General features: G+C 74.7%; 19 protein-coding genes. 12 read left to right on the top strand and 7 right to left on the bottom strand.

All coding sequences use genetic code 11. From position 1 onward, the window contains the following. Positions 1-33: 33 nt before the first annotated feature. A complete protein-coding gene (locus AB0D46_RS09615) occupies positions 34-1,461 on the bottom strand; it encodes an NCS2 family permease (protein ID WP_362876726.1) in 1,428 nt (475 codons plus the stop codon). Positions 1,462-1,600: 139 nt separating this feature from the next. On the opposite strand from AB0D46_RS09615, the gene AB0D46_RS09620 reads away from it, so the two are divergent. Further along, on the top strand, positions 1,601-1,876 hold the full coding sequence (locus tag AB0D46_RS09620; RefSeq protein WP_362876727.1) for a DUF2530 domain-containing protein: 276 nt from the start codon (positions 1,601-1,603) through the stop codon (positions 1,874-1,876). 122 nt (positions 1,877-1,998) lie between these two features. Then, entirely contained in the window at positions 1,999-4,452 is a 2,454-nt protein-coding gene (locus AB0D46_RS09625; RefSeq protein ID WP_362876728.1) for an HAD-IC family P-type ATPase, read from the top strand. A gap of 42 nt (positions 4,453-4,494) precedes the next feature. Here AB0D46_RS09625 and AB0D46_RS09630 read toward each other — a convergent pair whose 3' ends face one another. From AB0D46_RS09630 to serC, 4 genes are all read right to left on the bottom strand, one after another. Further along, a complete protein-coding gene (locus tag AB0D46_RS09630) occupies positions 4,495-7,656 on the bottom strand; it encodes a molecular chaperone Hsp90 (RefSeq protein ID WP_362876729.1) in 3,162 nt (1,053 codons plus the stop codon). Positions 7,657-7,731: 75 nt separating this feature from the next. Then, on the bottom strand, positions 7,732-8,391 hold the full coding sequence (locus AB0D46_RS09635; protein ID WP_362876730.1) for a class F sortase: 660 nt from the start codon (positions 8,389-8,391) through the stop codon (positions 7,732-7,734). Further along, positions 8,384-9,199, bottom strand: coding sequence for a hypothetical protein (locus AB0D46_RS09640; protein ID WP_362876731.1), 816 nt, complete (start codon positions 9,197-9,199; stop codon positions 8,384-8,386). The genes AB0D46_RS09635 and AB0D46_RS09640 overlap by 8 nt, the downstream gene beginning before the upstream one ends. A 302-nt stretch (positions 9,200-9,501) precedes the next feature. After that, entirely contained in the window at positions 9,502-10,620 is a 1,119-nt protein-coding gene (gene serC, locus AB0D46_RS09645; protein WP_362876732.1) for a phosphoserine transaminase, read from the bottom strand. Positions 10,621-10,705: 85 nt separating this feature from the next. On the opposite strand from serC, the gene AB0D46_RS09650 reads away from it, so the two are divergent. From AB0D46_RS09650 to AB0D46_RS09660, 3 genes are read left to right on the top strand one after another with little or no spacing between them, the layout of a single operon-like run. Continuing rightward, positions 10,706-13,438, top strand: coding sequence for an FAD-binding and (Fe-S)-binding domain-containing protein (locus AB0D46_RS09650; protein WP_362876733.1), 2,733 nt, complete (start codon positions 10,706-10,708; stop codon positions 13,436-13,438). A gap of 47 nt (positions 13,439-13,485) precedes the next feature. Then, positions 13,486-14,499: an EamA family transporter gene (locus AB0D46_RS09655; RefSeq protein WP_362876734.1), complete on the top strand. Its 1,014-nt coding sequence runs from the start codon at positions 13,486-13,488 to the stop codon at positions 14,497-14,499. Then, entirely contained in the window at positions 14,499-14,888 is a 390-nt protein-coding gene (locus tag AB0D46_RS09660) for a DUF1801 domain-containing protein (RefSeq protein WP_362876735.1), read from the top strand. The genes AB0D46_RS09655 and AB0D46_RS09660 overlap by 1 nt, the downstream gene beginning before the upstream one ends. 61 nt (positions 14,889-14,949) lie before the next feature. Here AB0D46_RS09660 and AB0D46_RS09665 read toward each other — a convergent pair whose 3' ends face one another. Then, entirely contained in the window at positions 14,950-16,617 is a 1,668-nt protein-coding gene (locus AB0D46_RS09665; RefSeq protein WP_362876736.1) for a CocE/NonD family hydrolase, read from the bottom strand. A 373-nt stretch (positions 16,618-16,990) separates the two neighbouring features. Here AB0D46_RS09665 and AB0D46_RS09670 point away from each other — a divergent pair, with 373 nt between their 5' ends. The 7 genes from AB0D46_RS09670 to AB0D46_RS09700 all read left to right on the top strand — a co-directional run bounded on the left by AB0D46_RS09670 (position 16,991) and on the right by AB0D46_RS09700 (position 26,205). Then, entirely contained in the window at positions 16,991-17,794 is an 804-nt protein-coding gene (locus AB0D46_RS09670) for a TIGR03084 family metal-binding protein (RefSeq protein ID WP_362876737.1), read from the top strand. After that, complete coding sequence (locus tag AB0D46_RS09675) at positions 17,791-19,761, top strand: acyclic terpene utilization AtuA family protein (protein WP_362876738.1); 1,971 nt, start codon at positions 17,791-17,793, stop codon at positions 19,759-19,761. Before AB0D46_RS09670 ends, AB0D46_RS09675 begins: the two co-directional genes overlap by 4 nt. Next, positions 19,758-21,356 carry a carboxyl transferase domain-containing protein gene (locus AB0D46_RS09680; protein ID WP_362876739.1) on the top strand — a complete coding sequence of 533 codons (1,599 nt, stop codon included), beginning with the start codon at positions 19,758-19,760 and terminating at the stop codon, positions 21,354-21,356. The genes AB0D46_RS09675 and AB0D46_RS09680 overlap by 4 nt, the downstream gene beginning before the upstream one ends. Positions 21,357-21,364: 8 nt before the next feature. Then, positions 21,365-23,284: a biotin carboxylase N-terminal domain-containing protein gene (locus AB0D46_RS09685; RefSeq protein WP_362876740.1), complete on the top strand. Its 1,920-nt coding sequence runs from the start codon at positions 21,365-21,367 to the stop codon at positions 23,282-23,284. Next, complete coding sequence (locus AB0D46_RS09690) at positions 23,281-24,453, top strand: acyl-CoA dehydrogenase family protein (RefSeq protein ID WP_362876741.1); 1,173 nt, start codon at positions 23,281-23,283, stop codon at positions 24,451-24,453. The genes AB0D46_RS09685 and AB0D46_RS09690 overlap by 4 nt, the downstream gene beginning before the upstream one ends. A gap of 436 nt (positions 24,454-24,889) precedes the next feature. Next, positions 24,890-25,630: an enoyl-CoA hydratase family protein gene (locus tag AB0D46_RS09695; protein WP_362876742.1), complete on the top strand. Its 741-nt coding sequence runs from the start codon at positions 24,890-24,892 to the stop codon at positions 25,628-25,630. Then, complete coding sequence (locus tag AB0D46_RS09700) at positions 25,618-26,205, top strand: TetR/AcrR family transcriptional regulator (protein ID WP_362876743.1); 588 nt, start codon at positions 25,618-25,620, stop codon at positions 26,203-26,205. The genes AB0D46_RS09695 and AB0D46_RS09700 overlap by 13 nt, the downstream gene beginning before the upstream one ends. A gap of 34 nt (positions 26,206-26,239) precedes the next feature. Here the strand turns inward: AB0D46_RS09700 and AB0D46_RS09705 are convergent, their stop codons facing one another. Further along, positions 26,240-26,626: a DUF3592 domain-containing protein gene (locus AB0D46_RS09705; RefSeq protein WP_362876744.1), complete on the bottom strand. Its 387-nt coding sequence runs from the start codon at positions 26,624-26,626 to the stop codon at positions 26,240-26,242. Positions 26,627-26,754: the final 128 nt, after the last annotated feature.

Raw genomic sequence — 26,754 nt, forward strand, 5'->3', positions numbered from 1 at the left:
CCGTGGGGCGGGGTACCGCGTGAGGGCGGGGCTCTACGTGAGGCCGAGGGCGGGCATCGCGTAGTAGAAGACGAAGACCGCCGACACGGCGTACATCGCGACCGGGACCTCGCGGCCGCGGCCCGTCGCCGCCCGCAGGACGCAGAAGCTGATGAAGCCGATGCCGATGCCGTTGGTGATCGAGTAGGTGAAGGGCATCGTCACCATGGCCAGGAAGGCCGGGACGGCGATGGTGAAGTCGCTCCAGTCGATGTCCTTGACCGAGCCGGCCAGGATCAGGAAGCCGACCGCGACGAGGGCGGGGGTGGCGGCCTGGGAGGGGACCATCGTGGCGAGCGGCGTGAGGAACAGCGCGACGGCGAAGAGGCCGCCCGTCACCACGTTGGCCAGGCCCGTCCGGGCGCCCTCGCCGACGCCCGCCGTGGACTCGACGAAGCAGGTGGTGGCCGAGGACGAGGTCGCGCCGCCGGCGGCGACGGCCAGGCCGTCGACCAGCAGCACCTTGTTGATGTCGGGGAAGTTGCCGTCGGCGTCGATCAGCTTGGCCTCGTCGCCGACGCCGAGGATGGTGCCCATCGCGTCGAAGAAGCAGGACAGCAGCACGGTGAAGACGAACAGGATGCCGGTGACCAGGCCGACCTTGCCGAAGCCGCCGAACAGGCTGACCTGACCGACGAGCCCGAAGTCGGGCGCGGCCACCGGGTTGCCCGGCCACTCGGGCACGGTCAGGCCCCAGGCGAGGCCCGGCAGGTCGGTGATCAGCTGGACGCCGACGGCGATCGCGGTCATGACCACGATGGAGATCAGGATCGCGCCGGGCGTCCTGCGGATCAGCAGGGCCAGCGTGAGCAGGACGCCGACCACGAAGATCAGTACCGGCCAGCCGTGCAGGTGGCCGTTGCCGCCGAGCTGGAGCGGGACGGTGGTGTGCGCGGCGTCCGGGATGCGGGAGATGAACCCGGAGTCGACCAGGCCGATCAGCATGATGAACAGGCCGATGCCGATCGCGATGCCCTTGCGCAGGCCCAGCGGGACGGCGCTCATGACCCGCTCGCGCAGGCCGGTGGCGACCAGCAGCATCACCACGAAGCCGGCGAGGACGACCATGCCCATGGCGTCCGGCCAGCTCATCCGGGGGGCGAGCTGGAGGGCGACGACGGTGTTGACGCCGAGACCGGCCGCCAGCGCGATCGGGACGTTGCCGATCACGCCCATGAGCAGGGTGGTGAAGGCGGCCGTCAGGACGGTGGCGGTGACGAGCTGGCCGCCGTCGAGCTGGTGCCCGTACATGTCCTTCGCGCTGCCCAGGATGATCGGGTTGAGCACGATGATGTAGGCCATCGCGAAGAAGGTGGCCAGACCGCCCCGGACCTCGCGGGCGACGGTCGAACCGCGCTCCGAAATCTTGAAGTAGCGGTCCAGGCCGGTGGTGGGGGCCGCGGCGGGTGCCGAGGTGCTCATGCGGTCCTCAAACTGGTCTATTAGGTGGTTCGTACGAACGAATCAGGCCTTAGGCAAACCGTTTCAGTATGAACACATCACTGGAGGCCAGTCCATCTCCGCGCGTAGACCCAGAAAGGGGCCACCTAGACTGGTCGGCATGGCGAAGTGGACAGCGACACACGAGGCGCCCGAGCCCCTTGAGGGTCCGGTGGTGGCCACCGTCACGGGCGGAACGATCCTCTGGTTCGCCCTCTTCGTCGTCCAGCTCCCGTTCTACGGCTGGTTCGCCGACCGCGAGCTGCTGTGGTGGCTGTGGACCTGCGCGGCCGGCGGCGGCCTCGGCCTCATCGGCGTCTGGTACGTCCGCGGTCGCGACGCCGCCCTCAAGAGGCACGCCGCCGCCGCGGCCGCCGACCCCGACGCCGACCGGTAGCCGCGGCGGGGGAGACACGGGCGGCGCACCGGGCGACCAGGGGAGGATTCGGCTCATCCTCAGGTCGGATCTTCCGACCGCTCGGCGGGTGAACCGTTCGCACCCCGTTTACGGTCGGAAGCATGACGCAGCGGGCGAAGACCGAGCAGGGCGGGCCGGAGCGGGCCGGCGCCGCCATCGACGCGGGAGCCGAACTCGATCCGGTGCACCCCGTCAAACCGCCCGCACCCCGCTTCACGCCGGAGGGGCTCAGTGCGGCGCAGGTCGCCGAACGGGTCGCCCGCGGGGACGTCAACGACGTGCCCGTCCGCTCCTCGCGCTCCACCACCGAGATCGTTCGCGCGAACGTCTTCACCCGCTTCAACGCCATCATCGGCGTCCTGTGGGTGATCATGCTGATCGTCGCGCCCATCCAGGACAGCCTCTTCGGCTTCGTGATCATCGCGAACACCGGCATCGGCATCATCCAGGAACTGCGCGCCAAGAAGACCCTCGACGGGCTCGCCCTCATCGGCGAGGCCAAACCCAGCGTCCGGCGCGACGGAGCCACCGCGGAGATCTCCACCTCCGCGATCGTCCTCGACGACGTCATCGAACTCGGCCCCGGCGACAAGGTCGTCGTCGACGGCGTCGTCGGCGAGGCCGACGGCTTGGAGATCGACGAGTCCCTGCTCACCGGCGAGGCCGACCCCGTCCTGAAGAAGCCCGGCGACCAGGTCATGTCCGGCTCGTTCGTCGTCGCCGGCGGCGGCGCCTTCACCGCCACCAGGGTCGGCCGCGAGGCCTACGCCGCCCAGTTGGCCGAAGAGGCCTCCCGCTTCACCCTCGTCCACTCCGAGCTGCGCTCCGGCATCTCCACCATCCTCAAGTACGTCACCTGGATGATGATCCCGACCTCGATCGGGCTGATCATCAGCCAGCTCGTCGTCAAGGAGAACAACCTCAAGGACGCCATCGCCCGTACCGTCGGCGGCATCGTCCCGATGATCCCCGAGGGGCTCGTCCTCCTCACCTCCGTCGCCTTCGCCATCGGCGTCATCCGGCTCGGCCGCCAGCAGTGCCTCGTGCAGGAACTGCCCGCCATCGAGGGCCTCGCCCGTGTCGACGTCGTCTGCCTCGACAAGACCGGCACCCTCACCGAGGGCGGCATGGACGTCACCGAGCTCCGTCCGCTCGGCGGCGCGGACCCCGGCCACGTCAAGAAGGTCCTCGGCGCCCTCGGCGAGTCCGACCCCCGCCCCAACGCCAGCCTCCAGGCCATCATCGACGCCTACCCCGACAGCGCCGAGTGGCGCTGCACCGAGTCGCTGCCGTTCTCCTCCGCCCGCAAGTACAGCGGCGCCAGCTTCAGCGAGGGCGACGGCGAGAACAACACCTGGCTGCTCGGCGCCCCCGACGTCCTCCTGCCCGCCGGAGACCCCGCGCTGGAGGAGATCGACGGCCTCAACGAGCAGGGCCTGCGCGTCCTGCTGCTGGCCCGCGCCACCCGCGAACTCGACGACGCCGCCGTCGCCGCCGGCGCCCGGCCCACCGCCCTGATCGTCCTCGAACAGCGGCTGCGCCCCGACGCCGCCGACACCCTGCGCTACTTCGAGGACCAGGACGTCAAGGCCAAGGTCATCTCCGGTGACAACGCCGTCTCCGTCGGCGCGGTCGCCGGCAAGCTCGGCCTGCCCGGCGCCCAGAACACCGTCGACGCCCGGGGGCTGCCCACCGAACGCACCGGGATGGCCGCCGTCCTCGACGGGAACTCGGTCTTCGGCCGGGTCACCCCGCAGCAGAAGCGGGACATGGTCGGCGCCCTCCAGTCCAACGGCCACACCGTCGCCATGACCGGCGACGGCGTCAACGACGTCCTCGCCCTCAAGGACGCCGACATCGGCGTCTCCATGGGCTCCGGATCCGAGGCGACCCGGGCCGTCGCCCAGATCGTCCTGCTCAACAACAGCTTCGCCACCCTGCCGTCCGTGGTCGCCGAGGGCCGCCGCGTCATCGGCAACATCACCCGCGTCGCCACGCTCTTCCTCACCAAGACGGTCTATTCGGTGCTGCTGGCTGTCCTCGTGGTCTGCTCGCAGGTCGAGTACCCGTTCCTGCCGCGCCACCTGACCCTGCTGTCGACGCTGACCATCGGCATCCCGGCGTTCTTCCTCGCGCTGGCCCCGAACAAGGAGCGCGCCAAGCCGCACTTCGTGAAACGGGTCATGCGCTACGCCATCCCCGGCGGCGTCATCGCGGCCACGGCCACCTTCATCACCTACGTCGTCGCCCGCGCCCACTACACCGGCCCGGACGCCCTGAACGCCGAGACCAGCGCGGCGACGCTGACCCTGTTCCTGACCTCGATGTGGGTCCTGGCGATCATCGCCCGTCCGTACACGTGGTGGCGCGTCGGACTGGTCGGCGCGATGGGCGGCGCCTTCCTGATCGTCCTGGTCGTGCCGTGGCTCCAGGAGTTCTTCCAGCTCAAGCTGGTGGGCGTGACCATGCCGTGGATCGCGGTCGCCATCGCCGTCGGGGCCGCGGCCCTGATCGAGTGCGGGTTCCGCTGGGTCGACCGCAGGTTCCCGGCGTAGCGCGGCGGCCCGGGCGTCACCGTCCGGGCCGCCGTACGGGCGTCAGTCGAACCAGCGGTCGCGGGCCAGTTCCGCCGTGCGCGACGGGTCCTCCAGCAGGGCCGCGACCTCGAAGCGGCGGGGCCACTGGTGCGCCGCCCAGGCCAGGCCGGCCGCGACGCCCTCCAGGGTGGCCGCGTGCAGGGTGCCGTCCGGGGTGCGGCGCCAGTCCAGCTCGACGCCGCCCGCGATCAGCTCCTCGTGCTCCAGGTACGTCGGCGGGGCCGCCGGCCCCAGCAGGACCCGTACGGACTCCGGTACCTCGTGCTCCTCGCCCGGGGTGGTCACCTCCGCCGGGACGGTGTCCGAAAGGCGCCGCACCTGGAGCAGGTCCGCCAGGTCGGCCGCCCGGGCCGGTGCCACCGGCAGCAGCGGCAGGCCGGCGGTCAGCGGCAGCAGGTCGGGGGCGTCCGCGACGAGCGCGTCCGCCGCGTCGACCACGACGACCTCGCCGTCCACCACGGCCCGCAGCTCGTCCGGCAGCGTCACCTGCTCCGGGTCCAGATCGGCCAGCGCCCCGTACAGGCCGTGCAGCCGGCCGCCCGTCACCTCGCGGTCCGGGTCGGCGAGCCGGGTCAGCAGCTCGGCCGCGCCGCCGGGCTCCTCCAGCAGGGCCCGCACGGTGGTGCGTACGCCGAGTGCCCGCAGCACCTGCTCGTCCTCGAAGCCGGTCGCGTCGGCCGGCGCGTACAGCCCCTCCAGCAGCGGATCCCCGCCCGCCGCGCGCAGTCCGGCGGGGCGGCGGCCGTCGAGCACGGGGTGGTCGCGCAGCCACCAGGCGGTGTACGGGCGCACCGACTGCGTCGTGCCGTCGGGGAGCAGGATCCGCACCGGCTGGACGAGGGCGTCGCGCAGCGGGGGCTGCGCCAGCATCGCCAGGGCCTGCGGCCAGCGGTCGTCGTCGACGAGGTCGAGGTCGCGGACGGCGACGAGCTCGGTGGCCACCGGCGGGACGGGGGTGTCGGGGAACTGGTCGAGGAGGTCCTCGCACCAGACGTCGACGGCGTCCAGCAGGCCGACGTCGTCAGGCTCGGCGAAGTCCCCGTCGCGGGGCTCCATTTCGTCGGGGTCGAGGACGACGTCGGTGGCGCGGACCAGCTGGAAGGCGGTCAGTACCCCGCAGGCGGCCAGCGTCTCGGCGTCCCACCGCTCGGCCAACTCGGCGTCCAGGTAGGGGATTTCGTCCTCGCGCAGTACGGAGGCCAAGGGGCTGCCGGCGAGCAGGAGTTCGCCGGCCGGGGTGAGTTCGCCGTCCTCGTCGGGCAGGGCCAGCGCGCCCAGCCAGGGCTCGTCGCCGGCGGCCAGGCCGGCGTCGCGGACCAGGGTCAGGACGACCTCGGCGAGTTCGTCGGCGTCGAGGGCGTCCTCGTCCCAGATCTCCCCGACATCGAGGGAGCCGGCGACGGCCGCCCGGATCTGCGGGGTCGTCAGGACGGCGCGCGGGGTCGCGGGCAGGGCGCCGAGCTTCTCCAGCAGCGGGTGCGCGGCGTCCGGGTGGGCCACCTTCAGGCCCAGCCGGGCCAGGTCGGCGGGGGTGTCGGTGCCGGGCAGCAGCAGGTGGCGCGGGCCGATCGCGGTGCGGCCGTCGGCGAGCGGGACGGGCAGCCCGGAGAGCCGGTCGGGGTCGACGCCGGCGAGGCTGTCGTAGAGCCGGTGCCACCACTGCGGGGTGCGCTCGATGCCGGCGATCCGCTCGATGGCGTCCCCCAGCGGCAGCCGGCCGACCCCGAGGGTGCGCAGCTCGGGGCGGCGTTCCAGCCCGGCGGGCAGCAGGGTCGGCAGCACCTCGGCGAGGACCCGTACGGTGTCGGCGCCCGCCCCTTCGACGACCTCGGCCTCGAAGGGGCGCAGGGCGGCCCGGCCGCCGGGTTCGGCACCCTCGGCGTTTTCAGCGTCCTCGGCGGCGCTCTCCTCGGCGGGGACCGCCGGGGCGAGGAAGGCGGTGCGGGGCAGGCGCCGCAGGACGGCCGCGCGCAGGGCCCCGTCGAGTTCGCCCTTGCCGAGGGGGCCGGGCACCAGGTCGACGAGGGCGGTGGTCACCGGGTCCCAGGCGCCCAGGAGTTCGGCGTACGCGTCGGCCGCCCGCTCCACCAGGAAGTCGGTCAGGGGCCCCGGGGCGGGGTGCCGGCGCGAGGTGTCGAGCGGCAGCGAGGCGATGAGCAGGGCGGGGATGCCGAGCGGTTCGTCGGTGGGGGTCGGCGCGTGCACGACGGGCGCGGTACGGGGACGCCGGGGGGCGCCGTCGGCGTCGACGGGGGCGGCCCAGGTCACCGTCCAGACGGGGCGCAGCCGTTCCTCGACGGGCCGGTCCGCGAGGAGTTCCCGCTCGATGGGGCCGCTGTGGCGCACGGTGCGCCAGCGGTGGGTGCCGGAGGCGGAGTCCTCGATGACGGTGTACGGGCCGTCGGTGGTCCGGTACAGCACGCGGTGTCCGGCGGCCGGGGTCTCCACGACGACCTCGCGCAGCCCGGGCAGGGTGAGGAGCAGGGCGTCGTCGATGCCGGCCAGCAGCCGCTCCACCAGTTCCTCGGCGGCGGCGTCGCGCAGCGGCAGGACGACCACGGTGTCGTAGCCCTCGGGTGCGGTGCCCTCGGCGGGCAACGGCAGCCGCAGCAGCGGGACGTGGCCGTCGCGGCGGCGCAGTTCGTCGCCGAGGCCGGGGCTGCCGTTGGAGGCGTCCCGGGCCATTTCGCGGGCCTCGGCGAGGGACCAGCGCACGCCGCCGTGCCGGCCGAGCACCGCCGGTTCGTCGGAGACGGCCAGGACGGCGGCGAAGCCGACGCCGAAACGGCCGACGGTCTCGCCGGCGCCGCCCGCCTCGCGTTTGGCGGAGGCCCGCAGGGTGCTCAGCGACTCCACGCCCGTCGCGTCCAGCGGGGCCCCGGTGTTGGCGGCGGCGAGCACGGCGTGGCCGCCCTCGCCGGGGTGCAGGGTCAGCCGCAGCCGGCCGGGGACCTTGGCGCGGGCGGCCGCGTCGGCGGCGTTCTGCGCCAGTTCGACGACGAGCCGGTCCCGGTAGCCGCCGAGCGCAAGGTCCTCCTCGGCGTTGGCGTCCTCCCGGAACCGGGCCGGGCCCGCGCCCCAGGCGTCGAGCACCCCGCGCCGCAGTCGTGCGGTCCCGAAGGGGTCCACGCCACTTTGTGCCGCCGTCACTCGCACGCTCACGCCGCTGCCTCCAAGAACTCGCCGGCCCGGAACCCCCGAGCCTGCCCCGAACTGCTGAAGGTATCGCGTACGGGGCTAGGCCTTGCCCGTGAGGTGCGCGAACACGACGACGTTCGCGTCCCAGTGGCGGTCGGCGGTGAGGTCGCCGCCGCAGGTGATCAGGCGCAGTTCGGCCCGGCCGTGGGTGTCGCCGTAGACGCGGTCGGTGGGGAAGGCGTCCTTCTTGAAGGTGTCGACCGCGTCGACGGCGAAGACGGCGGTGGTGCCGTCGGTGCGGTGGACCTCGATCTTCTGGTCCTTCTTCAGTTCCTTGAGGTTGAAGAAGACGGCCTCGGGGGTCTGCGGGGTGTCCATGTGGCCGACGATCGCGGCGGCGCCCCGCTCGCCGGGGGTGGGGCCCTGCCGGTACCAGGCGGCGTCGTCGGGTTTGGCGAAGTCGGGTTCCCGCATGACGCCCCGGGCGTCGAGGTCGACGGTGTCGAGGGGGGCGTCGACCTTGAGGTCGGGGATCTCGATCCGGTCCGGTACGGCAGGCCCGAGGACGGAGGCGGCCGGGGCGGCGGGGCCACTGGGTCCGGCGGCCCGCGCGGCGCCGGCGCCGCCCGAGCAGCCGGCCGACGCGGCGCCGAGCACCAGGACGAGGGCGGGGACGAGGGCCAGGGGCCGGGCCCCGGCCCGGGCGGCCGCACGGTGGGTGCGCCGGCCGCCCGGGCGGAGGGAGGTGCGCTCAGCCACGGAAGGGCTCGGCGTCGGCGCCGACGGGGGAGCCGGCGGGGGCCTGGCCGGTGTTCACGGAGCCCTTGGGCGTCCGGTGCTCGCTGGGGCGCAGCGGCTGGACGGGCTTCACGTCCGGCTTCACGGGCTTCACCTCCGGGGTGGTCTTGCCCTCGGTGGAGAACTTCACGGTGTCGAACTTGTTGCCGCCCGCGTAGGCGTCGACGCCGTAGTAGCCGGTCCTGACGTCCGGGGCGACGGTGGCGGTGCCGGTGAAGGTGCCCTTGCCGTCGCCCTTCAGGTCGACCTGTCCGCCGGTGAACGCCGCGGACTTGACGGCGGCGTCCTTCGCGGTGGTCCGCACGGTGACGGTGATCCGGTCGCCGGGCCGGCCGGAGTCCTGGGACAGCCGGAGGGTGGACGGCGCCGGGGTGGGCTTCGGGGCGGCCGCCTTGACGACGATCCGGGCGGTGGCCTGGAGCCCGGCCCCGTCGGGGCCGGTGCCGGTCAGGGAGACGCCGTAGCTGCCCTCCTTGACGTCGGCGACCTTGGCGGTGCCGCCCCGGCCGTCCGTCATCCGTACGTCGCCCAGGGCCTCGGAGGAGACGGACAGGTGCGTCGAGCCGTCCGGCACCTGCATCTCGAACGAGATCGAGTCGCCGGGCTTGGCCGCCGAGGTCGACAGCTTCAGGCCGGTCTGCGTCGGGCGGGCGGTGGGGCTGGAGTCGGTCGCCAGCGAGATGGTGTCGGCGGCGAAGGCGGTCGCGGTGCCGCCGAGGGCCATCGACGAGGCGAGGACGATCGCCGAGATGCTGAGTGCCTTGCGCATGAAATCTCCTCGTGAACGGGCCGGGATGTTTCCCGGCACACCAGACATGAGGGACATCCGGGGCGCCCGGTTGCAGGGCTCCCGAGGGGCGGGGGAGGGGGTGGTCGAAGGTCCCCCGGCGCGAAGCGGCAGGCGGCAGGGCCTCCAAGGGGCCGTTGTTTACTGCGGCTTTGCCCCCATTTTTGGGACCTTGGTCCCGGCGGAGGAGTGGGTTGCGGGCGCCCCGGGAACGCCGGAGCCCCCGGTGACGCGAGGTCACCGGGGGCTCCGGGCGGGGCGGGCCGGTGGGCCCGTCGGTCGGGTCAGAGCTGCTCGATCACGTAGTCGACGCACGCGGTCAGCGCCTGCACGTCCGCCGGGTCGATGGCCGGGAACATCGCGACGCGCAGCTGGTTGCGGCCGAGCTTGCGGTACGGCTCGGTGTCCACGACGCCGTTCGCGCGCAGCACCTTGGCGACCGCGGCCGCGTCGATGTCGTCCGAGAAGTCGATCGTGCCGATGACGGCGGACCGCTTGGCGGCGTCCTGGACGAACGGGCTCGCGTACTTCGAGGCCTCGGCCCAGCCGTACAGGTTCCTCGCGCTGGCCGCCGTACGGCCGGTCGTGAACTCCAGGCCGCCCTGGGAGTTCATCCACCGCAGCTGCTGGTCCAGCAGGAAGAGCGTGGACAGCGCCGGGGTGTTGTACGTCTGGTTCTTCAGCGAGTTGTCGATCGCCGTCGGCAGCGAGAAGAACTCCGGGACGTGCCGGCCGGAGGCGTGCACGCGGGCCGCGCGCTCCAGGGCCGCCGGCGAGAACGCCGCCAGCCACAGGCCGCCGTCGGAGGCGAAGGACTTCTGCGGCGCGAAGTAGTAGACGTCGGACTCGGTGATGTCCACCGGCAGGCCACCGGCGCCCGAGGTCGCGTCCACCAGGACGAGCGCCCCCTCGTCGGCGCCGGCGACGCGCTTGATCGGCGCCGCGACACCCGTCGAGGTCTCGTTGTGCGTGTACGCGTACACGTCCACGCCCGCCTCGGCGACCGGCTCGGGGTGCGTGCCCGGGTCGGAGGAGATCACGGACGGCGCGTCCAGCCACGGCGCGAGCTTGGCGGCCTTGGCGAACTTGGACGAGAACTCGCCGAAGGTCAGGTGCTGGGACTTCTGCTCGATCAGTCCGTGGGTCGCGATGTCCCAGAAGGCGGTGGAGCCGCCGTTGCCCAGGATCACCTCGTAGCCCTCGGGAAGGGAGAAGAGGTCCCGCAGGCCCTCGCGCACCGAGCCGACCAGGTTCTTGACCGGGGCCTGGCGGTGGGAGGTTCCGAGCAGGGAGGTACCGGTGGCGGCGAGGGCGTCCAGCGCCTCGGTCCGCACCTTGGAGGGGCCCGCGCCGAAGCGTCCGTCGGCGGGCTTGATGTCAGCGGGAATCTGGATCTCAGCCACGAGCGGAGCGTATCGGGTCCGGGTCCGCGCACCGGAAACGCGTCCAGCGAATGAGACACGCCGGCGCGGTGGCAGGGTGGGCGCCGTGACGACACCCGGGGAACTGGAACGGACATTGCGGGCGAACCTGCGCGGCGGGGTCGACTTCGGGGCCGCCGCCCGCGCGCTGGTGACCATGGACGCCTCGAACTACCGCCGCGTCCCGGTCGGCGTGGTCACCCCGCGCGACGCCGAGGACGTGGCCACCGCCCTGCGGATCTGCGCCGACGCCGGGGTCCCCGTCGTGCCGCGCGGCGGTGGCACCTCCATCGCCGGGCAGGCGACCGGCACCGGCGTGGTCCTCGACCTCACCCGGCACATGAACGCCCTCGTCTCCCTCGACCCCGCGGCCCGGACGGCCGTCGTCCAACCCGGGCTGGTCCTCGACCGGCTGACCGAAGCGGCCCGCCCGCACGGGCTCACCTTCGGCCCCGACCCCTCCACGCACTCCCGCTGCACCCTCGGCGGGATGATCGGGAACAACGCCTGCGGCGCCCACTCCGTCGCCCGGGGCACCACCGCCGACAACGTCATCGAGCTGTCCGTCACCGCGTACGGGGGCGCCGGCCACCGGCTCGGCACCGGCTGGGCCGGCACGCCCGCCGGGCTGCGGGAACTCGTCGAGGGCAACCTCGCGGTGCTCCGTACGGGTTTCGGTGGTTCGGCCGCGTCCGGCGCCCCGGACGGCGCCCGCTTCACCCGGCGGATCTCCGGCTACGCCCTGGACGCGCTGCTGCCCGAACGCGGCGTCGGCGCCGCCCGCGCCTTCTGCGGCAGCGAGGGCACCCTCGGCGTGGTCACCGAGGCGGTGGTGCGCCTCGTCGCACTGCCGCCCGCGCCCGTCCTCGCCGTCCTCGGGTACGCCGACGAGGGCGCGGCCGCCGACGCCGCCGCCGGGCTCCTGCCGTACGGGCCGCTCACCGTCGAGGGGATGGCCCGGGACCTGGTCCGCGGGGCCCCGGGGCTCCCCGCCGGCGGCGCCTGGCTGTTCGTGGAGATGCCCGACGAGGGCGCCGCCCGCACCCTGCTGCGGGCCGCCGACACCGTCAACGCGCTGCTCGTCACCGACCCGGCGGCGCAGCGCGCCCTGTGGCGGATCCGGGAGGACGCGGCCGGGACGGCCACCCGGATGCCCGACGGCACCATGGCCTGGCCCGGCTGGGAGGACTGCGCGGTACCGCCCGCCCGGCTCGGCGCCTACCTGCGCGCGTTCCGCGCCCTGCTGGCGGAGCACGGGCTGCGCGGCACCCCGTACGGACACTTCGGGGAGGGCTGCGTCCACGTCCGGATCGACTTCGACCTGGTCACCACCGCCGGCGTGGCCCGCTTCCGGACCTTCTCGGAGGAACTCGCCGAACTGGTCGCCGCGCACGGCGGCTCCCTGTCGGGGGAGCACGGGGACGGGCAGGCCCGGGCCGAACTGCTGCCGAAGACGTACGGCCCCGAGGTCATCCGGCTCTTCGGCGCCTACAAGGACCTGTGGGACCCGGCCGGCGGCATGAACCCGGGGATGCTGGTGCGGCCCGCCCGGCTCGACGAGAACCTCCGCTTCGCCGTGCTGCCCGACACCCCGTTCGCCGGGGAGGTCGCCCGCTGCGTCGGCGTCGCCAAGTGCCGCACCGAGACGGCCGGCGGGCCGTCGGTGATGTGCCCGACGTACCGGGTCACCGGCGACGAACGGCACTCCACGCGCGGCCGGGCCCGGCTGCTGCACGAGATGCTGGCCGGGGAGATCGTCACCGACGGCTGGCGCTCCACCGAGGTCGCCGAGGCCCTGGACCTGTGCCTCGGCTGCAAGGGCTGCCGCAGCGACTGCCCGGTCGGCGTGGACATGGCCGCGTACAAGGCCGAGTTCCTGCACCACCACTGGGCGGGCCGGATCCGCCCGCTCGCCCACTACCTGCTCGGCGGCCTCCCCGACCTGCTCCGGCCGGTCGCGGCGCTGCGCGCGGCGCCGCTGGTCAACGCCGCCGCCCGGCTGCTGCCCGTCCCCGGGCTCACCCGCGAACGACCCCTGCCGGCGGTGGCCCGGACCCCGTTCACCCGGTGGTGGGGGCGGCGGCCGGGACCCGGGGCCGGTGCGGGGCCCGTCGTGACCCTGTGGCCCGACACGTTCACCGAGCACCTCGCCCCCGAGGCCGGCCGGGCCGCCGTACGGGTCCTGGAGGCGGCCGGGCTCACCGTCGCCGTCCCGCGCGGCCGGGTCTGCTGCGGACTCACCCTGCTGTCCACCGGCCGCCCCGACCGGGCCCGCACCGTCCTGCGCCGCACCCTGGACGCCCTCGGGGAGGTGACCGGACCCGTCCTCGTCCTGGAACCCAGCTGCGCGGCGGCCCTGCGCGCCGACCTGCCCGCCCTGCTCCCCGACGACCCGCGCGCCCGGCGCCTGGCGGCGGCGGTGCGCACCTTCGCGGAGACCCTGGAGGAGTACGCCCCGCAGTGGACGCCGCCCCGGCTGGACCGGCCCGTCGCCGGTCAGACCCACTGCCACCAGCACGCCGTCCTCGGCGACGCCGCCGACCGGCGGCTGCGGGAGCGGGCCGGACTCACCGGCCGGCTCAGCGGCGGCTGCTGCGGCCTGGCGGGCAACTTCGGCTTCGAGCCGGGCCACCACGCCGTGTCGGTGGCGTGCGCGGAGGAACAACTGCTGCCGTCGCTGCGCGCCGCCGGACCCGACGCGGCGGTCCTCGCCGACGGGTTCTCCTGCCGGACCCAGATCGCCCAGCTCGGCGGGCACCGGGCCCGGCACCTGGCGGAACTCCTGGCGCAAGGGCTGTAAGGAAGGACACCGCGTCACGGCCCTTACGTACCCCTTAGGCTGGTTTCATGCCCGCACCCTCCTCGTCCCCGACGACCTCACCGTCCTCCCCGGAAACATCCGCCACCGCCACCGCGGGCGCGTCCGCCACCGGGGCCGCGCGGCCGGCCCCCGCCGGGCCCGCCCCGACGTCCGCCCGGGCCCGGTTCGGGCCGGTGGCGCTGGTGGTGTCGGCCGGGATCTCGGTGCAGTTCGGGGCCGCCCTCGCGGTCATGATCATGCCGAGGGCGGGCGCGGCCGGCGTCGTCACGCTGCGGCTGGCCGCCGCCGCACTGGTGCTGCTGCTCATCTGCCGGCCCAAGGTGCGCGGCTACAGCCGCTCCGACTGGGGCACCGTCGTGGCCTTCGGCGTGGCCATGGCCGGCATGAACGGCCTCTTCTACCAGTCCATCGACCGCATCCCGCTCGGCCCCGCCGTCACCCTGGAGGTCCTCGGCCCGCTGGCCCTGTCGGTGATCGTCTCGCGGCGCCTGGTGAACCTGCTGTGGGCGGGCCTCGCCCTCGGCGGCGTCGTCCTGCTCTCCGGACACGGCGGGGGCGGCTTCGGGTTCGGCTCCCTCGACCCGGCGGGCGCCGCCTTCGCGATCGGGGCGGGCGCGATGTGGGCCGCGTACATCGTCTTCAGCGCGCGCACCGGCCGGCGGTTCCCGCAGGCCGACGGACTGGCCCTGGCCATGGCCGTCGCCGCGGTCATCTCGCTGCCGCTGGGCGTCTTCGAGTCCGGCTCCGCCCTGCTCGTGCCGAGCACCCTGGCGCTGGGCCTCGGCGTGGCCGTGCTGTCCTCGGTGCTGCCGTACACGCTGGAACTGCTGGCCCTGCGCCGGATGCCCGCCCCCACCTTCGCCATCCTGATGAGCCTGGAACCCGCCATCGCGGCGACCGCCGGCTTCCTGGTCCTGAACCAGGCGATGTCGCCCCTGGACGCCCTCGCCATCGCCCTGGTGATCGCGGCCAGCATGGGCGCGGTCCGCTCCCAACTCGGCCGACGCGCGCAGCCCGGCTCCAAGGAAGGGGTGTCCTGATGGACCCCGCCGCACCCGCCGACCCGGCCCCCGCCGACCCCGTCGCCGCCTACCTCGACGCCGCCCCCGACGCGCGCCGCCCGGCCCTGACCCGGCTGCGGGAGCTGTGCCGGGCCGAGCTGACCGGCTTCGAGGAGGTCATCGCGTACGGGATGCCCGCGTACGTCCGGCCCGGCGAGCCCGCCGGCGAGGTCGCCTGGGCCGACCAGAAGCAGTACGTGTCCGTCTACCTGATGCGCACCGACGTCCGGGACGCCTTCGCCGAACGCCTCGCCGGGCACGACATGGGCAAGGCCTGCCTGCGCTTCCGCCACCCGGACCGGATCGACTTCGACCTGCTGCGCGACCTCCTGCGCGCCACGGCCGCCGGCCCCGGAAAGGTCTGCTGACCCGCTCCGGCCGATCGGCCCCCGGCCCGGACCCGGCGGGGCCGGGCCGGGGGCGCCGGGCTCAGCCCAGCGGGAGGTCCAGGTAGGACGGGGTGGCCTCGGGCGAGGTGAAGGCGAGGGAGGCGCGGGGCAGGTTGGCGTCGGCGTAGAGGGCGTCGCGGCCGACCATCACCAGCAGCACGCGGTGCCCGCGCGGGACGTCGTACGCGGTGGCCTGGAGCTCGATGTCCGCGCCGACCAGGCTGTCCGGGGCCGATCGGAGGTCGCTGAACGGGGCGTGCGTGACCAGGCGGGCCGAGTCGTCGGGCGCCAGGTCCATGAGGTGGGCGACGAAACTGGAACCCGGGTTCGCGGCCCGGTAGGTGACCCGCAGCCGGGGGATCCCGCGCAGCCGCAGGGTGTCCTCGGCGGGGGCGCCGACCCATACGGCGGCCACCGCGCGGTCGATGTCGCCGGCCGGGTAGACCTTGGGGCGGCCCGCCATCTCCGCGTAGCCGGAGCGGACGACCTCGTCGGCGACGGCCGTCGGGGTGTCCACCCCGCACAGCAGGCCGGCGGTCCAGCCCGCCTCGGGCCGGTCGGCGAGTTGGCCGCCGCCGGTCAGGTGGAGCCGCCTCGTCCGCCGGGTGAGGGCGTGGCGGGTGGGCCGGTGCTCGACGGTCCCGCTCCACATCACCTCGGCCGCGATCTGACCCTCGTCGGCGCCGCCGGCCGCGCGGCCCAGGAGGTGGTGGTCGAACCAGCGGTGGGCGTCCGTCCAGACCCGGTCCGGGAGGCCGAGCAGGCCGCCGGCGCCGGGACCGGCGTGGTCGCCGACCGACAGGACGAGGCGCTTGGGGCCGGTGAGTTCGTCGAACAGCTTGAGGGTCTGGTTCGCCGGGAGGAGCGTCTCGTGCCAGGCGTGGGAGAGGAAGACCGGCAGCCGGCGCCGGTTGAACTCCTTGACGTGACCGAAGGGGGAACGTTCCTCCGCCCAGCGCAGGGCGCCGTCGAGGTCGCGGCCGGCCAGTACGTCCTCCAGCGCGCGCTCCGTCCCCGGGCTCAGCCGGGCCCGGCCGGCCGCCGTCAGCAGGGCCCGTACGGCGCCGACGCGCCGGGTGGCGTTCTCCACGAGGACCTCGCCGAGGTCGCCCCAGCCGCTGAACGCGCCGACCGCGTCCACCCGGGGGTCGTGCGCGGCGACGAGCAGGCCGATGCCGGCGCCGTAGGAGACGCCCAGGAACCCGATCCGGGTGACGGGCCCGGCGGCGCGTTCCAGCAGGTGGTCCAGAGCGCGGCTGCCGTCGGCGACGTCGAGCGGACCGGCGGCGTCGGCCCGGCCCGCGGAGGCGCCGAAGCCGCGGGGGGTGTAGGCGAGGACGTCGTAGCCGCGGGCCGCGAACGCGCCGGCCCGGACCGCGTACGCGACCCAGCCCAGGTTCGTCCACGGCGCGGGCATCACCACGACCGGCCGCGGCCCGGAGCCCTTGCGCCGCCACAGCGCGGCGTCGAGCAGTACCCCGCCGGCGCCGGTCACCCGGCCCCGACTGAAGACGGCGACGGACCGGACGGCCGCCACCTCGGCGGCCCGCGCGGGCGGCAACCCGCCGGCGTCCCCGCTCTCCAGCGCGGCGGCGAAGGCCCCGAGCGCGACGGCGTCGAGCTCGGGGTAGAGGGAGTCCGCGTGCGGGGCGTGCGGGGTGTGCGGGGTTTCCGGGGTGGCCGGGTCGGACGGGTCGGCTGGCTTCACGGCGGTTCATCCTCTTCGTCGAGGTGACATGGACGTGTTCGGCTGCGACGACGCACTCCCGGGCCCGGAGCGAAGCCCCCAGTATCGACGCGCCGGCACGCGCGCCCCCGGCCCTCCGACCGCCCCGACCGAAACCCCTCCACCCGCCCCGGAGCCCGCGGTGGGCCCTGGCCCGGCCGGACCGACCCTTAGGGCAAATCCCTTCCCGTGCGCCCCGGTTGGCCCGGTTGGCGGGAAGGGGGCGGTCCGCGCGGCCGGACGGGGTCGGTCCGCGGGGCGGGACGGGGTCGCTCCAAGAAATCATGCAAGCATGCTTGATTGTTTCTGCCGCGAGTGCCAGGCTTCCCCCCACGCCGAGCAGGGGAGCGCAACCGTGCCCGATCCGTCCGCCGTCGCCGTCTTCGCCGATCTCCGGGCGGAGGGTGGTGAACTCGACTCCCTCGTAGCGGAGTTGCCCGCCGCCGACTGGGCGCGGGCCACGCCCGCGAGCGGCTGGGACATCGCCCACCAGATCGCCCACCTGCACTGGACCGACCGGGCCTCGCTGCTCGCCCTCACCGACGCCGACGGCTTCGGTGAGCTGGTGCGGGAGGCCCTCAAGGCCCCCGACTCCTTCGTCGACGACGGCGCCGCCGAGGGCGCCGCGCTGCCGCCCGACGAACTGCTCGACCGCTGGCGGGCCGGCCGGGTCGCCCTCGACGCCGCCCTCGACGCGGCCTCGCCCGACGCCCGTTTCCCCTGGTACGGGCCGCCCATGAAGGCCAACTCGATGGCCGGCGCCCGCCTTATGGAGACCTGGGCCCACGGCCAGGACGTCGCCGACGCCCTCGGCGTGCGCCGCGTCCCGACCGGCCGGCTGCGGCACGTCGCCCGGATCGGCGTACGGGCCCGCGACTACGCGTACGCGGTACGGGGCCTGCCGGCGCCCCCGGCGGAGTTCCGGGTGGAACTGCGGGCGCCGGACGGCGGCGAACCCTGGACGTACGGCCCGCCGGACGCGGACCAGCGGGTCACCGGACCGGCCCTGGACTTCTGCCTGTTGGTCACCCAGCGTGCCCACCGTGACGACCTCGCGCTGACGGCGACCGGCGCCGACGCCGACCGGTGGCTGGACATCGCGCAGGCCTTCGCCGGCCCGGCCGGCCCCGGGCGCGGTCCCCGGACCGGGTCGCGGTGAGCCGCCGCCCCCTGCGCATCGGCAACGCCTCCGGCTTCTACGGGGACCGCTTCGCCGCGATGCGCGAGATGCTGACCGACGGCCCCCTCGACGTCCTGACCGGCGACTACCTCGCCGAACTCACCATGCTGATCCTCGGCCGCGACCGCCTGAAGGACCCCGGCCTCGGCTACGCGAAGACGTTCGTCCGCCAGCTGGAGGACTCCCTGGCCCTGGCCCACGAGCGGGGCGTACGGATCGTCGCGAACGCCGGCGGCCTCAACCCGGCGGGCCTCGCCGACGCCGTCCGCGGCCTCGCGGCCGAGGCGGGCGTCCCCGTCCGCGTCGCGCACGTCGAGGGCGACGACCTGACGCCGTACGAGGAGGGCGCGCTCACCGCCAACGCCTACCTCGGCGGGGCCGGCATCACCGCCTGCCTACGGGCCGGCGCCGACGTCGTCGTCACCGGCCGGGTGACGGACGCGGCCCTGGTCAGCGGGCCGGCCGCCTGGTGGTTCGACTGGGCGGCCGACGACTGGGACCGACTGGCCGGCGCGGTCGTCGCGGGCCACGTCCTGGAGTGCGGAACCCAGGCCACCGGCGGCAACTACGCCTTCTTCACCGCCCACGACGTCCGCCGGCCCGGCTTCCCCCTCGCCGAGATCTCCGAGGACGGGTCGGCCGTCATCACCAAACACCCGGGCACCGGCGGAGCCGTCACCCCGGGCACGGTGACGGCGCAACTCCTGTACGAGACCCAGGGCGCCCGCTACCTCGGCCCGGACGTGACGGCCCGCCTGGACACCGTCCGCCTCACCGCCGCGGCGCGCGACCGGGTCCGGGTCAGCGGGGTCCGCGGCGAGGCCCCGCCGGACACCCTCAAGGTGGGCGTGACCCGCATCGGCGGCTGGCGCAACGAGGTGGTCTTCGTCCTGACCGGCCTGGACATCGAAGCCAAGGCCGCCCTGGTCCGCGAACAACTCGCGGAGCTCCTCGCGGGGGTGGAGAGCGCCACCTGGACCCTGGCCCGTACCGACCACGAGGACGCCGACACCGAGGAGACCGCGAGCGCCCTGCTGCGCCTGGTCGTCCGCGACCCGTCCCCGGACCGGGTCGGCCGCGCGCTGACCTCGGCGGCCGTGGAACTCGCCCTCGGCAGCTACCCCGGGTTCCACGTCACCGCCCCACCGGGACCGGCCCAGCCGTACGGGGTCTTCACCTCGGCCCCCATCGCGGCCGACGCCGTCCCCCACACCGCCGTCCTCCCCGATGGCACCCGCCTCCCCATCCCGAGCCCCCCGCGACGGCCCCCGGCGCCACAGCCACCGGAAGCACCCCCCGCCCCGGCGGGGGAGAACCCGCCGGACTCCACACCCCCGCCGAGTCCGGAACACCCGGAGAGCCCGGCGCGCCCGCACACCCCGCCGCCCCCCACCACCCGCGCCCCCCTCGGCGCGGTCGCCGGCGCGCGCAGCGGCGACAAGGGCGGCGACGCCAACATCGGCGTCTGGGTGGAGAGCGACCCCGCCTGGGACTGGTTGCTCCGCACGCTCACCGTGGACGTGCTGCGCGCCCTGCTCCCCGAGACCGCGCAGCTCCCCGTCACCCGCCACGTACTGCCCCACCTGCGCGCCCTGAACTTCACCGTCACCGGCATCCTCGGCGCCGGCGTCGCCTCCGGCCACCGATTCGACCCGCAGGCCAAGGCCCTCGGCGAATGGCTCCGCGCCCGCCGACTCGACATCCCGACCGACCTCCTGCCACCCCCGAACGCCCACCGGCCCGTCGCTCCGACCGACCCCCCGCCGCCCCCGGAGGGCCCCGCCGCTCCGACCGACCCCCCGCCGCCCCCGGAGGGCCCCGCCACCCCGACCGACCCCCCGCCGCCCCCGGAGGGCCCCGCCACCCCGACCGACCCCCCGCCGCCCCCGGAGGGCCCCGGCGCTCCGACCGACTTCCCGCCCGCCCCGGAGGGGACCCGTCCATGACCCGCCTCGGTACCACCGTCGACCCCCGTAGCCCCGAGCACGCGACGGCCCGTACGGCCGCCCTGGAACGCCTCGACGCCCTGCGCGCCGAACACGACAAGGCCCTCGCGGGCGGCGGCGAGAAGTACACGGCCCGCCACCGCGACCGCGGCAAGCTCCTGGCCCGCGAACGCGTCGAGCTGCTCCTCGACCCCGACACCCCGTTCCTGGAGCTGTCGCCGCTCGCGGCGTGGGGCAGCGACTACCCGGTCGGCGCCTCCATGGTCACCGGCATCGGCACCGTCGAGGGCGTCGAGTGCCTGATCACCGCCAACGACCCCACCGTCCGCGGCGGCGCCAGCAACCCCTGGACCCTGAAGAAGGCCCTGCGGGCCAACGAGATCGCCCGGCAGAACCGGCTGCCCTGCGTCAGCCTCGTCGAGTCCGGCGGCGCCGACCTGCCCTCCCAGAAGGAGATCTTCATCCCGGGCGGCGCGATCTTCCGCGACCTCACCCGGCTCTCCGCCGCCGGCATCCCGACCGTCGCCGTCGTCTTCGGCAACTCCACCGCGGGCGGCGCGTACATCCCCGGCATGTCCGACCACACCGTCATGATCAAGGACCGTTCGAAGGTGTTCCTCGGCGGTCCGCCGTTGGTCAAGATGGCCACCGGCGAGGAGAGCGACGACGAGTCCCTCGGCGGCGCCGACATGCACGCCCGGACCTCCGGCCTCGCCGACCACTACGCCCTCGACGAGTACGACGCGATCCGCCGGGCCCGCCGCATCGTGGCCCGCCTCAACCACCGCAAGCCGTACCAGGACCCGCCGGCCGCCGCCGAGCCCCTGTACGACCCGGAGGAACTCCTCGGGATCGTCCCGCCGGACCTCAAGACGCCCTTCGACCCGCGCGAGGTCATCGCCCGCATCGTCGACGCCTCCGACTTCGACGAGTTCAAGCCCCTCTACGGACCCAGCCTCGTCACCGGCTGGGCCACGCTGCACGGCTACCCGGTCGGCATCCTCGCCAACGCCCAGGGCGTGCTGTTCAGCGCCGAGTCGCAGAAGGCCGCCCAGTTCATCCAGCTCGCCAACCAGCGCGACATCCCGCTCGTGTTCCTCCACAACACCACCGGCTACATGGTCGGCAAGGAGTACGAGCAGGGCGGCATCGTCAAACACGGCTCGATGATGATCAACGCGGTCTCCAACTCCCGCGTCCCGCACCTGTCCGTCCTCATCGGCGCCAGCTACGGCGCCGGCCACTACGGCATGTGCGGCCGGGCCTACGAACCCCGCTTCCTCTTCGCCTGGCCCAGCGCGAAGTCCGCCGTCATGGGCCCGGCCCAACTCGCCGGCGTCCTGTCCATCGTGTCCCGGCAGTCCGCCGCCGCGAAGGGCCTCCCGTACGACGAGGAACAGGACGCCGGGATGCGCGCCTTCGTGGAGGCCCAGATCGAATCCGAGTCCCTGCCGACGTTCCTGTCCGGGCGGCTGTACGACGACGGCGTCATCGACCCCCGCGACACCCGCACCGTCCTCGGCCTGTGCCTGTCGGCCGTCCACAACGCCCCCGTCGAGGGCGCCCGTGGCGGCTTCGGCGTCTTCCGGATGTGAGCCCGCAGATGACCATCACCTCCCTCCTCGTCGCGAACCGGGGCGAGATCGCCGTACGGATCCTGCGCACGGCCCGCGCCCTCGGCCTCGCCACCGTCGCCGTCCACTCCGACCCCGACGCCGACGCCCTGCACGTCCGGTCCGCCGACGCCGCCGTCCGGCTGCCCGGCGCCGCCCCCGCCGACACCTACCTGCGCGCCGACCTGCTGATCGAGGCCGCCCGCACGGCCGGCGCCGACGCCGTCCACCCCGGCTACGGATTCCTTTCCGAAAGCGCCGACTTCGCCCGCCGGGTCCGCGCCGCCGGCCTGACCTGGATCGGCCCGCCCCCCGAGGCGATCGAGGCGATGGCCTCCAAGACCCGGGCCAAGGACCTCATGCGCGCCGCCGGCGTCCCCCTCCTCGACCCCGTCGACCCGGCCGCCGCCACTGCCGCCGACCTGCCCCTCCTGCTCAAGGCCGCGGCGGGCGGCGGCGGCCGCGGCATGCGCGTCGTGCGGGACCTCGACACGCTCAAGGAGTCCCTGGACGCCGCCTCCGCCGAAGCCCTCTCCGCCTTCGGGGACGGCGAGGTCTTCGCCGAGCCGTACGTGGAGCGCGGTCGGCACGTGGAGGTGCAGGTCCTCGCCGACGCCCACGGCACCGTCTGGGCGCTCGGCACCCGCGACTGCTCCCTCCAGCGCCGGCACCAGAAGGTCATCGAGGAGGCCCCCGCACCCGGCCTGTCCGACGCCCTGCGCGCCGGCCTCCACGAGGCCGCCGTCGCCGCCGCCCGCGCCGTGTCCTACGAGGGCGCCGGTACCGTCGAGTTCCTCGTCACCGCCGACGGCCGCCCGTACTTCCTGGAGATGAACACCCGCCTCCAGGTGGAACACCCCGTCACCGAGGCCGTCTTCGGCCTCGACCTGGTGGCCCACCAACTGCGCGTCGCCGAGGGCGCCGCCCTGCCGCCCACCCCGCCCGAGCCCACCGGCCACGCCGTCGAGGCCCGCCTCTACGCCGAGGACCCGGCCCACGACTGGCGGCCCCAGACGGGCGTCCTGCACACCCTGGACGTCCCCGGCGGCCTCCGTGTCGACACCGGCTTCGCCGCCGGGGACACCGTCGGCGTGCACTACGACCCGATGCTCGCCAAGGTCATCGCCCACGCCCCGACCCGTGCCGAAGCCGTCCGCGTCCTCGCCCACGCCCTGGCGGGGGCCCGCGTCCACGGCCTGACCACCAACCGGGACCTCCTCGTACGCTCCCTGCGGCACCCGGAGTTCACCACCGGACAGCCCGACACCGGCTTCTACGAGCGCCACCTCACCGCCCTCACCGCGGGCACCCCGGACCCCACCACGGCCGTCCTCGCCGCCGCCCTCGCCGAGGCGGCCCCCGCCCCGGACGCCTCCCTCGCCCGCCGCCTCGGCGGCTGGCGCAACGTCCGCTCCCAACCGCAGACCCGCCGCTACACGGTGGCCGGCGCCACGTACACGGCCCGCTACCAACACGGCGGCGTCCTCGTCGACCACCCCGACATCACGGTCCTCGCCGCCCGACCCACCCTCGTCACCCTCGAACTCGACGGGATCCGCCGCGTGTTTCACGTGAAACACAATCCGCACACCGGCGAGATCCACGTCGACTCACCCCTCGGCGCGCACACCCTGCTCCCCGTCCCCCGGTTCCCCGAACCCGAGGACCAGACCGCGCCCGGCTCCCTGCTCGCCCCCATGCCCGGCACCGTCGTCCGCGTCGCCGAGGGCCTCGCCCCCGGTACCGCCGTCACCGCCGGGCAGCCCCTGCTCTGGCTGGAGGCCATGAAGATGGAGCACCGCGTCCTCGCTCCCGCCTCCGGCACGCTCACCGCGCTCCACGCCGCCCCCGGCCAACAGGTCGAGTTCGGTGCCCTGCTCGCCGTAGTCCAGGAGGAAACGCAGCCATGAGCCCCACCGTCGAAACCGAGGAACACCAGGCCCTGCGCACGGCGGTGGCCGCCCTCGGCCGCAAGTACGGCCGTGACTACCTGGCCCGCGTCGTCCGCGAGGGCGGTCACCCCGACGAACTGTGGGCCGACGCCGCCGGCCTCGGCTACCTCGGGGTCAACCTGCCCGAGGAGTACGGCGGCGGGGGCGGCGGCATCGCCGAACTCTCCATCGTCCTCGAGGAACTCGGCGCGGCGGGCTGCCCGCTCCTCATGATGGTCGTCTCGCCCGCCATCTGCGGCACGGTCATCGCCCGCTTCGGCACCGCCGACCAGAAGCAGACCTGGCTCCCCGGCCTCGCCGACGGCACCCGCACGATGGCCTTCGGCATCACCGAACCCGACGCCGGATCCAACTCCCACCGCATCACCACCACCGCCCGCCGCGACGGCGACGACTGGATCCTCACCGGCCGCAAGGTCTTCATCTCCGGCGTGGACATCGCCGACGCCACCCTGATCGTCGGTCGCACCGAAACCGCGTCATCCAGCGGGGCCGCACCGGCCCTCAAGCCGTGCCTGTTCATCGTCCCCCGCGACACCCCCGGCTTCGGCCGGACCGTCATCGACATGGAACTCCAGGCGGCGGAGAAACAGTTCGAACTCACCCTGGACGAGGTCCGCCTGCCCGCGGCCTCCCTCGTCGGCGACGAGGACGCCGGCCTCCTCCAGCTCTTCGCCGGCCTCAACCCCGAGCGGATCATGACGGCGGCCTTCGCCATCGGCATGGGCCGCCACGCCCTCACCAAGGCCGTCGACTACGCGAAGACCCGCCAGGTCTGGCGCGAGCCCATCGGCAGCCACCAGGCCATCGCGCACCCGCTCGCGGTCGCCCACATCGAACTCGAACTCGCCCGCCTCATGATGCAGAAGGCCGCCCACCTCTACGACGAGGGCGACGACATGGCCGCGGGCGAGGCGGCGAACATGGCCAAGTACGCCGCCGCCGAAGCCTGCGTCAAGGCGGTCGACCAGGCCGTCCACACCCTGGGCGGCAACGGCCTCACCCGCGAGTACGGCTTGGCCGCCCTGATCACCGCCGCCCGCGTCTCCCGCATAGCCCCGGTAAGCCGCGAAATGATCCTCAACTTCATCTCCCACCAAACCCTGGGCCTCCCCAAGTCCTACTGACCCCCCACCAGCGCCCGAAGCGGGTCCGAAGCCACCGGCGACCCGCCCCAGGGCTCGACCGCACCCGAGGGCAGGACCGAAGCGACCCGCCCCCCGGGCTCGACCGCACCCGAGGGCAGGACCGAAGCGACCCGCCCCCCGGGCTCGACCGCACCCGAGGGCAGGACCGAAGCGGGCCGCCCCCCGGGCTCGACCGCACCCGAGGGCAGGACCGAAGCGGGCCGCCCCACGGGCTCGACCCGTACCCGAGGGCGGGGACGGGGTGGGGTGCCGTCCGGGATGTAAAACGTGATTTGTTGGCGCCCGGTGCCGCCCGCACACTCAGACCCGGAAAGGGCGCCATAAATCATGCCCATCCCGGACGGCACCCCACCCCGTCCCCGCCCGCCCCCACGACCCGCCCCGCCCGCCCCACCCCCGCCCGTCCGGAGGACCCATGCCCCCCCGAGTAACCGCCGGCCAGGCGAACGCCGTCACCACCCTCACCCTCAACGCCCCCGCCACCCGCAACGCCCTCTCCGCCCAGCTGGTCGCAGACCTCCGCACGGCCCTCGCCGAAGCCGCCGCCGACCCCGACACCCGGGCCATCGTCCTCACCCACACCGGCAACACCTTCTGCGCCGGCGCCGACCTCAAGTCCCCCTGCGACCCCGCCGACTTCCTCGCGCTCCTGCGCGAGACGACCGCGCTCCCGAAGCCGGTCGTGGCCCGCGTCACCGGCCACGTCCGCGCCGGCGGCCTCGGCCTGCTCGGCGCCTGCGACATCACCGCCGCCGGCCCGCAGTCCTCGTACGCGTTCACCGAGACCCACCTCGGCCTCGCCCCCGCCGTGATCTCCGCGACCCTGCTGCCCCGCCTCGACCCGCGCGCCGCAGCCCGCTACTTCCTCACCGCCGAAACCTTCGGCCCGGCCGAAGCCACCCGCATCGGCCTGCTCACCCTGCACGCCGAGGACGACGTGGACACCGCCCTCGCCCCCGTCCTCGACGGCCTGCGCCGCGCCGCCCCGCAGGCCCTCGCCACCACCAAGGCCCTGGCCACCGCCGCCGTACGGGAGTCCCTGGACCGCGACGGCGCCCGCCTGACGGAGTTGTCCGCGGCCGTCTTCGCCTCCGCGGAGGCCCGCGAGGGCATCACCGCCCGCTTCGAGCGCCGGGACGCGGCATGGGTACGGTGACCGGCCCCAAGCAGGCTCGCAGCCGGGTCACCCGACGCCACCTCCTGGAGGCCGCCGTCGCCTGCCTCGCGGAACACGGCTGGGCGGGCTCCACCGTCGCCGTCGTCGCCGAACGCGCCGGGGTCTCCCGGGGCGCCGCCCAGCACCACTTCCCGACCCGCGAAGCGCTCTTCACCGCGGCCGTCGCGTTCGTCGCCGAGGAACGCTCCACCGCCCTGCGCGAGCTGTTCCACGCCGCCCCGGCCCCCCGACCGGCCGTGGTCGAGGCCATCGTCGACCTCTACACGGGTGCCCTGTTCCGGGCCGCGCTGCAACTGTGGGTCGCCGCCTCCAACGAGGAGCAACTGCGCCCGCAGGTCACCGAGCTCGAAGCCCGCGTGGGCCGCGAGACCCACCGGATCGCGGTGGAGCTGCTGCTCGCCGACGAGTCCGTGCCCGGCGTACGGGAGACCGTGCAGGGCTTCCTGGACATGGCCCGCGGCCTCGGCCTGGCCAACGTCCTCACCGACGACACGGCCCGCCGCGCCCGCGTGGTGGCCCAGTGGTCCCGCATCCTGGACGCGACCCTGACCTGACCCCCACCGGCAGCGCCCCCACCCCGCCCCCGCGTCAACCGAGCGCCGCCGCCACCGCGACCCCGAGGGACACGCCCATCAGGGCGTACAGGTCCCACTGCCGCCAGGGGGACCTCCGGGCCGTGAGCGCCGTCCCGGCCCGGGCCGGGTCCCGGGGGTCGTACAGCACCTCCACCGGGTCGCCCTCGCGGGTTCCCGGCGGGCACTCCCGTTCGCCCGCCTCGTGGGTGCGGGTCCGGCCGTCCGGCGCGGGGTAGCGCAACGTCATCCGGGCCTCCCCGCCGGCCGCGGGTCGACGCACCGCGGCGCAGCGGGCCGTGACGGCGACCCCGCGCCCGCGCAGGACCGTCCGCCGCCGCAGCAGGCACACCGCGGCCACCAGCGCGCCGACGGCGAGGACGAAGTAGGGGATCTTGGACACGAGGGGGCTCCGAACGTGGCGCGGGGGGCCCCCCCCCCCGGGGGGGGGGCCCCCCCCCCGGGAAAAATAGCCCGAGGAGCGCTAAATCGCCCTCCGGGGAGATGGGACACGACACCGCCATAACGCCC

The organism is Streptomyces sp. NPDC048383, assembly GCF_040651775.1.
GTDB lineage: Bacteria > Actinomycetota > Actinomycetes > Streptomycetales > Streptomycetaceae > Streptomyces.

Bases quoted from the DNA above. Each gene is read 5' to 3' on its own strand.
- AB0D46_RS09615 (WP_362876726.1), bottom strand. From the start codon at position 1,461: ATGAGCACCTCGGCACCCGCCGCGGCCCCCACCACCGGCCTGGACCGC.
- AB0D46_RS09620 (WP_362876727.1), top strand. From the start codon at position 1,601: ATGGCGAAGTGGACAGCGACACACGAGGCGCCCGAGCCCCTTGAGGGT.
- AB0D46_RS09625 (WP_362876728.1), top strand. From the start codon at position 1,999: ATGACGCAGCGGGCGAAGACCGAGCAGGGCGGGCCGGAGCGGGCCGGC.
- AB0D46_RS09640 (WP_362876731.1), bottom strand. From the start codon at position 9,199: ATGCGCAAGGCACTCAGCATCTCGGCGATCGTCCTCGCCTCGTCGATG.
- AB0D46_RS09655 (WP_362876734.1), top strand. From the start codon at position 13,486: ATGCCCGCACCCTCCTCGTCCCCGACGACCTCACCGTCCTCCCCGGAA.
- AB0D46_RS09660 (WP_362876735.1), top strand. From the start codon at position 14,499: ATGGACCCCGCCGCACCCGCCGACCCGGCCCCCGCCGACCCCGTCGCC.
- AB0D46_RS09680 (WP_362876739.1), top strand. From the start codon at position 19,758: ATGACCCGCCTCGGTACCACCGTCGACCCCCGTAGCCCCGAGCACGCG.
- AB0D46_RS09685 (WP_362876740.1), top strand. From the start codon at position 21,365: ATGACCATCACCTCCCTCCTCGTCGCGAACCGGGGCGAGATCGCCGTA.
- AB0D46_RS09690 (WP_362876741.1), top strand. From the start codon at position 23,281: ATGAGCCCCACCGTCGAAACCGAGGAACACCAGGCCCTGCGCACGGCG.
- AB0D46_RS09695 (WP_362876742.1), top strand. From the start codon at position 24,890: ATGCCCCCCCGAGTAACCGCCGGCCAGGCGAACGCCGTCACCACCCTC.
- AB0D46_RS09700 (WP_362876743.1), top strand. From the start codon at position 25,618: ATGGGTACGGTGACCGGCCCCAAGCAGGCTCGCAGCCGGGTCACCCGA.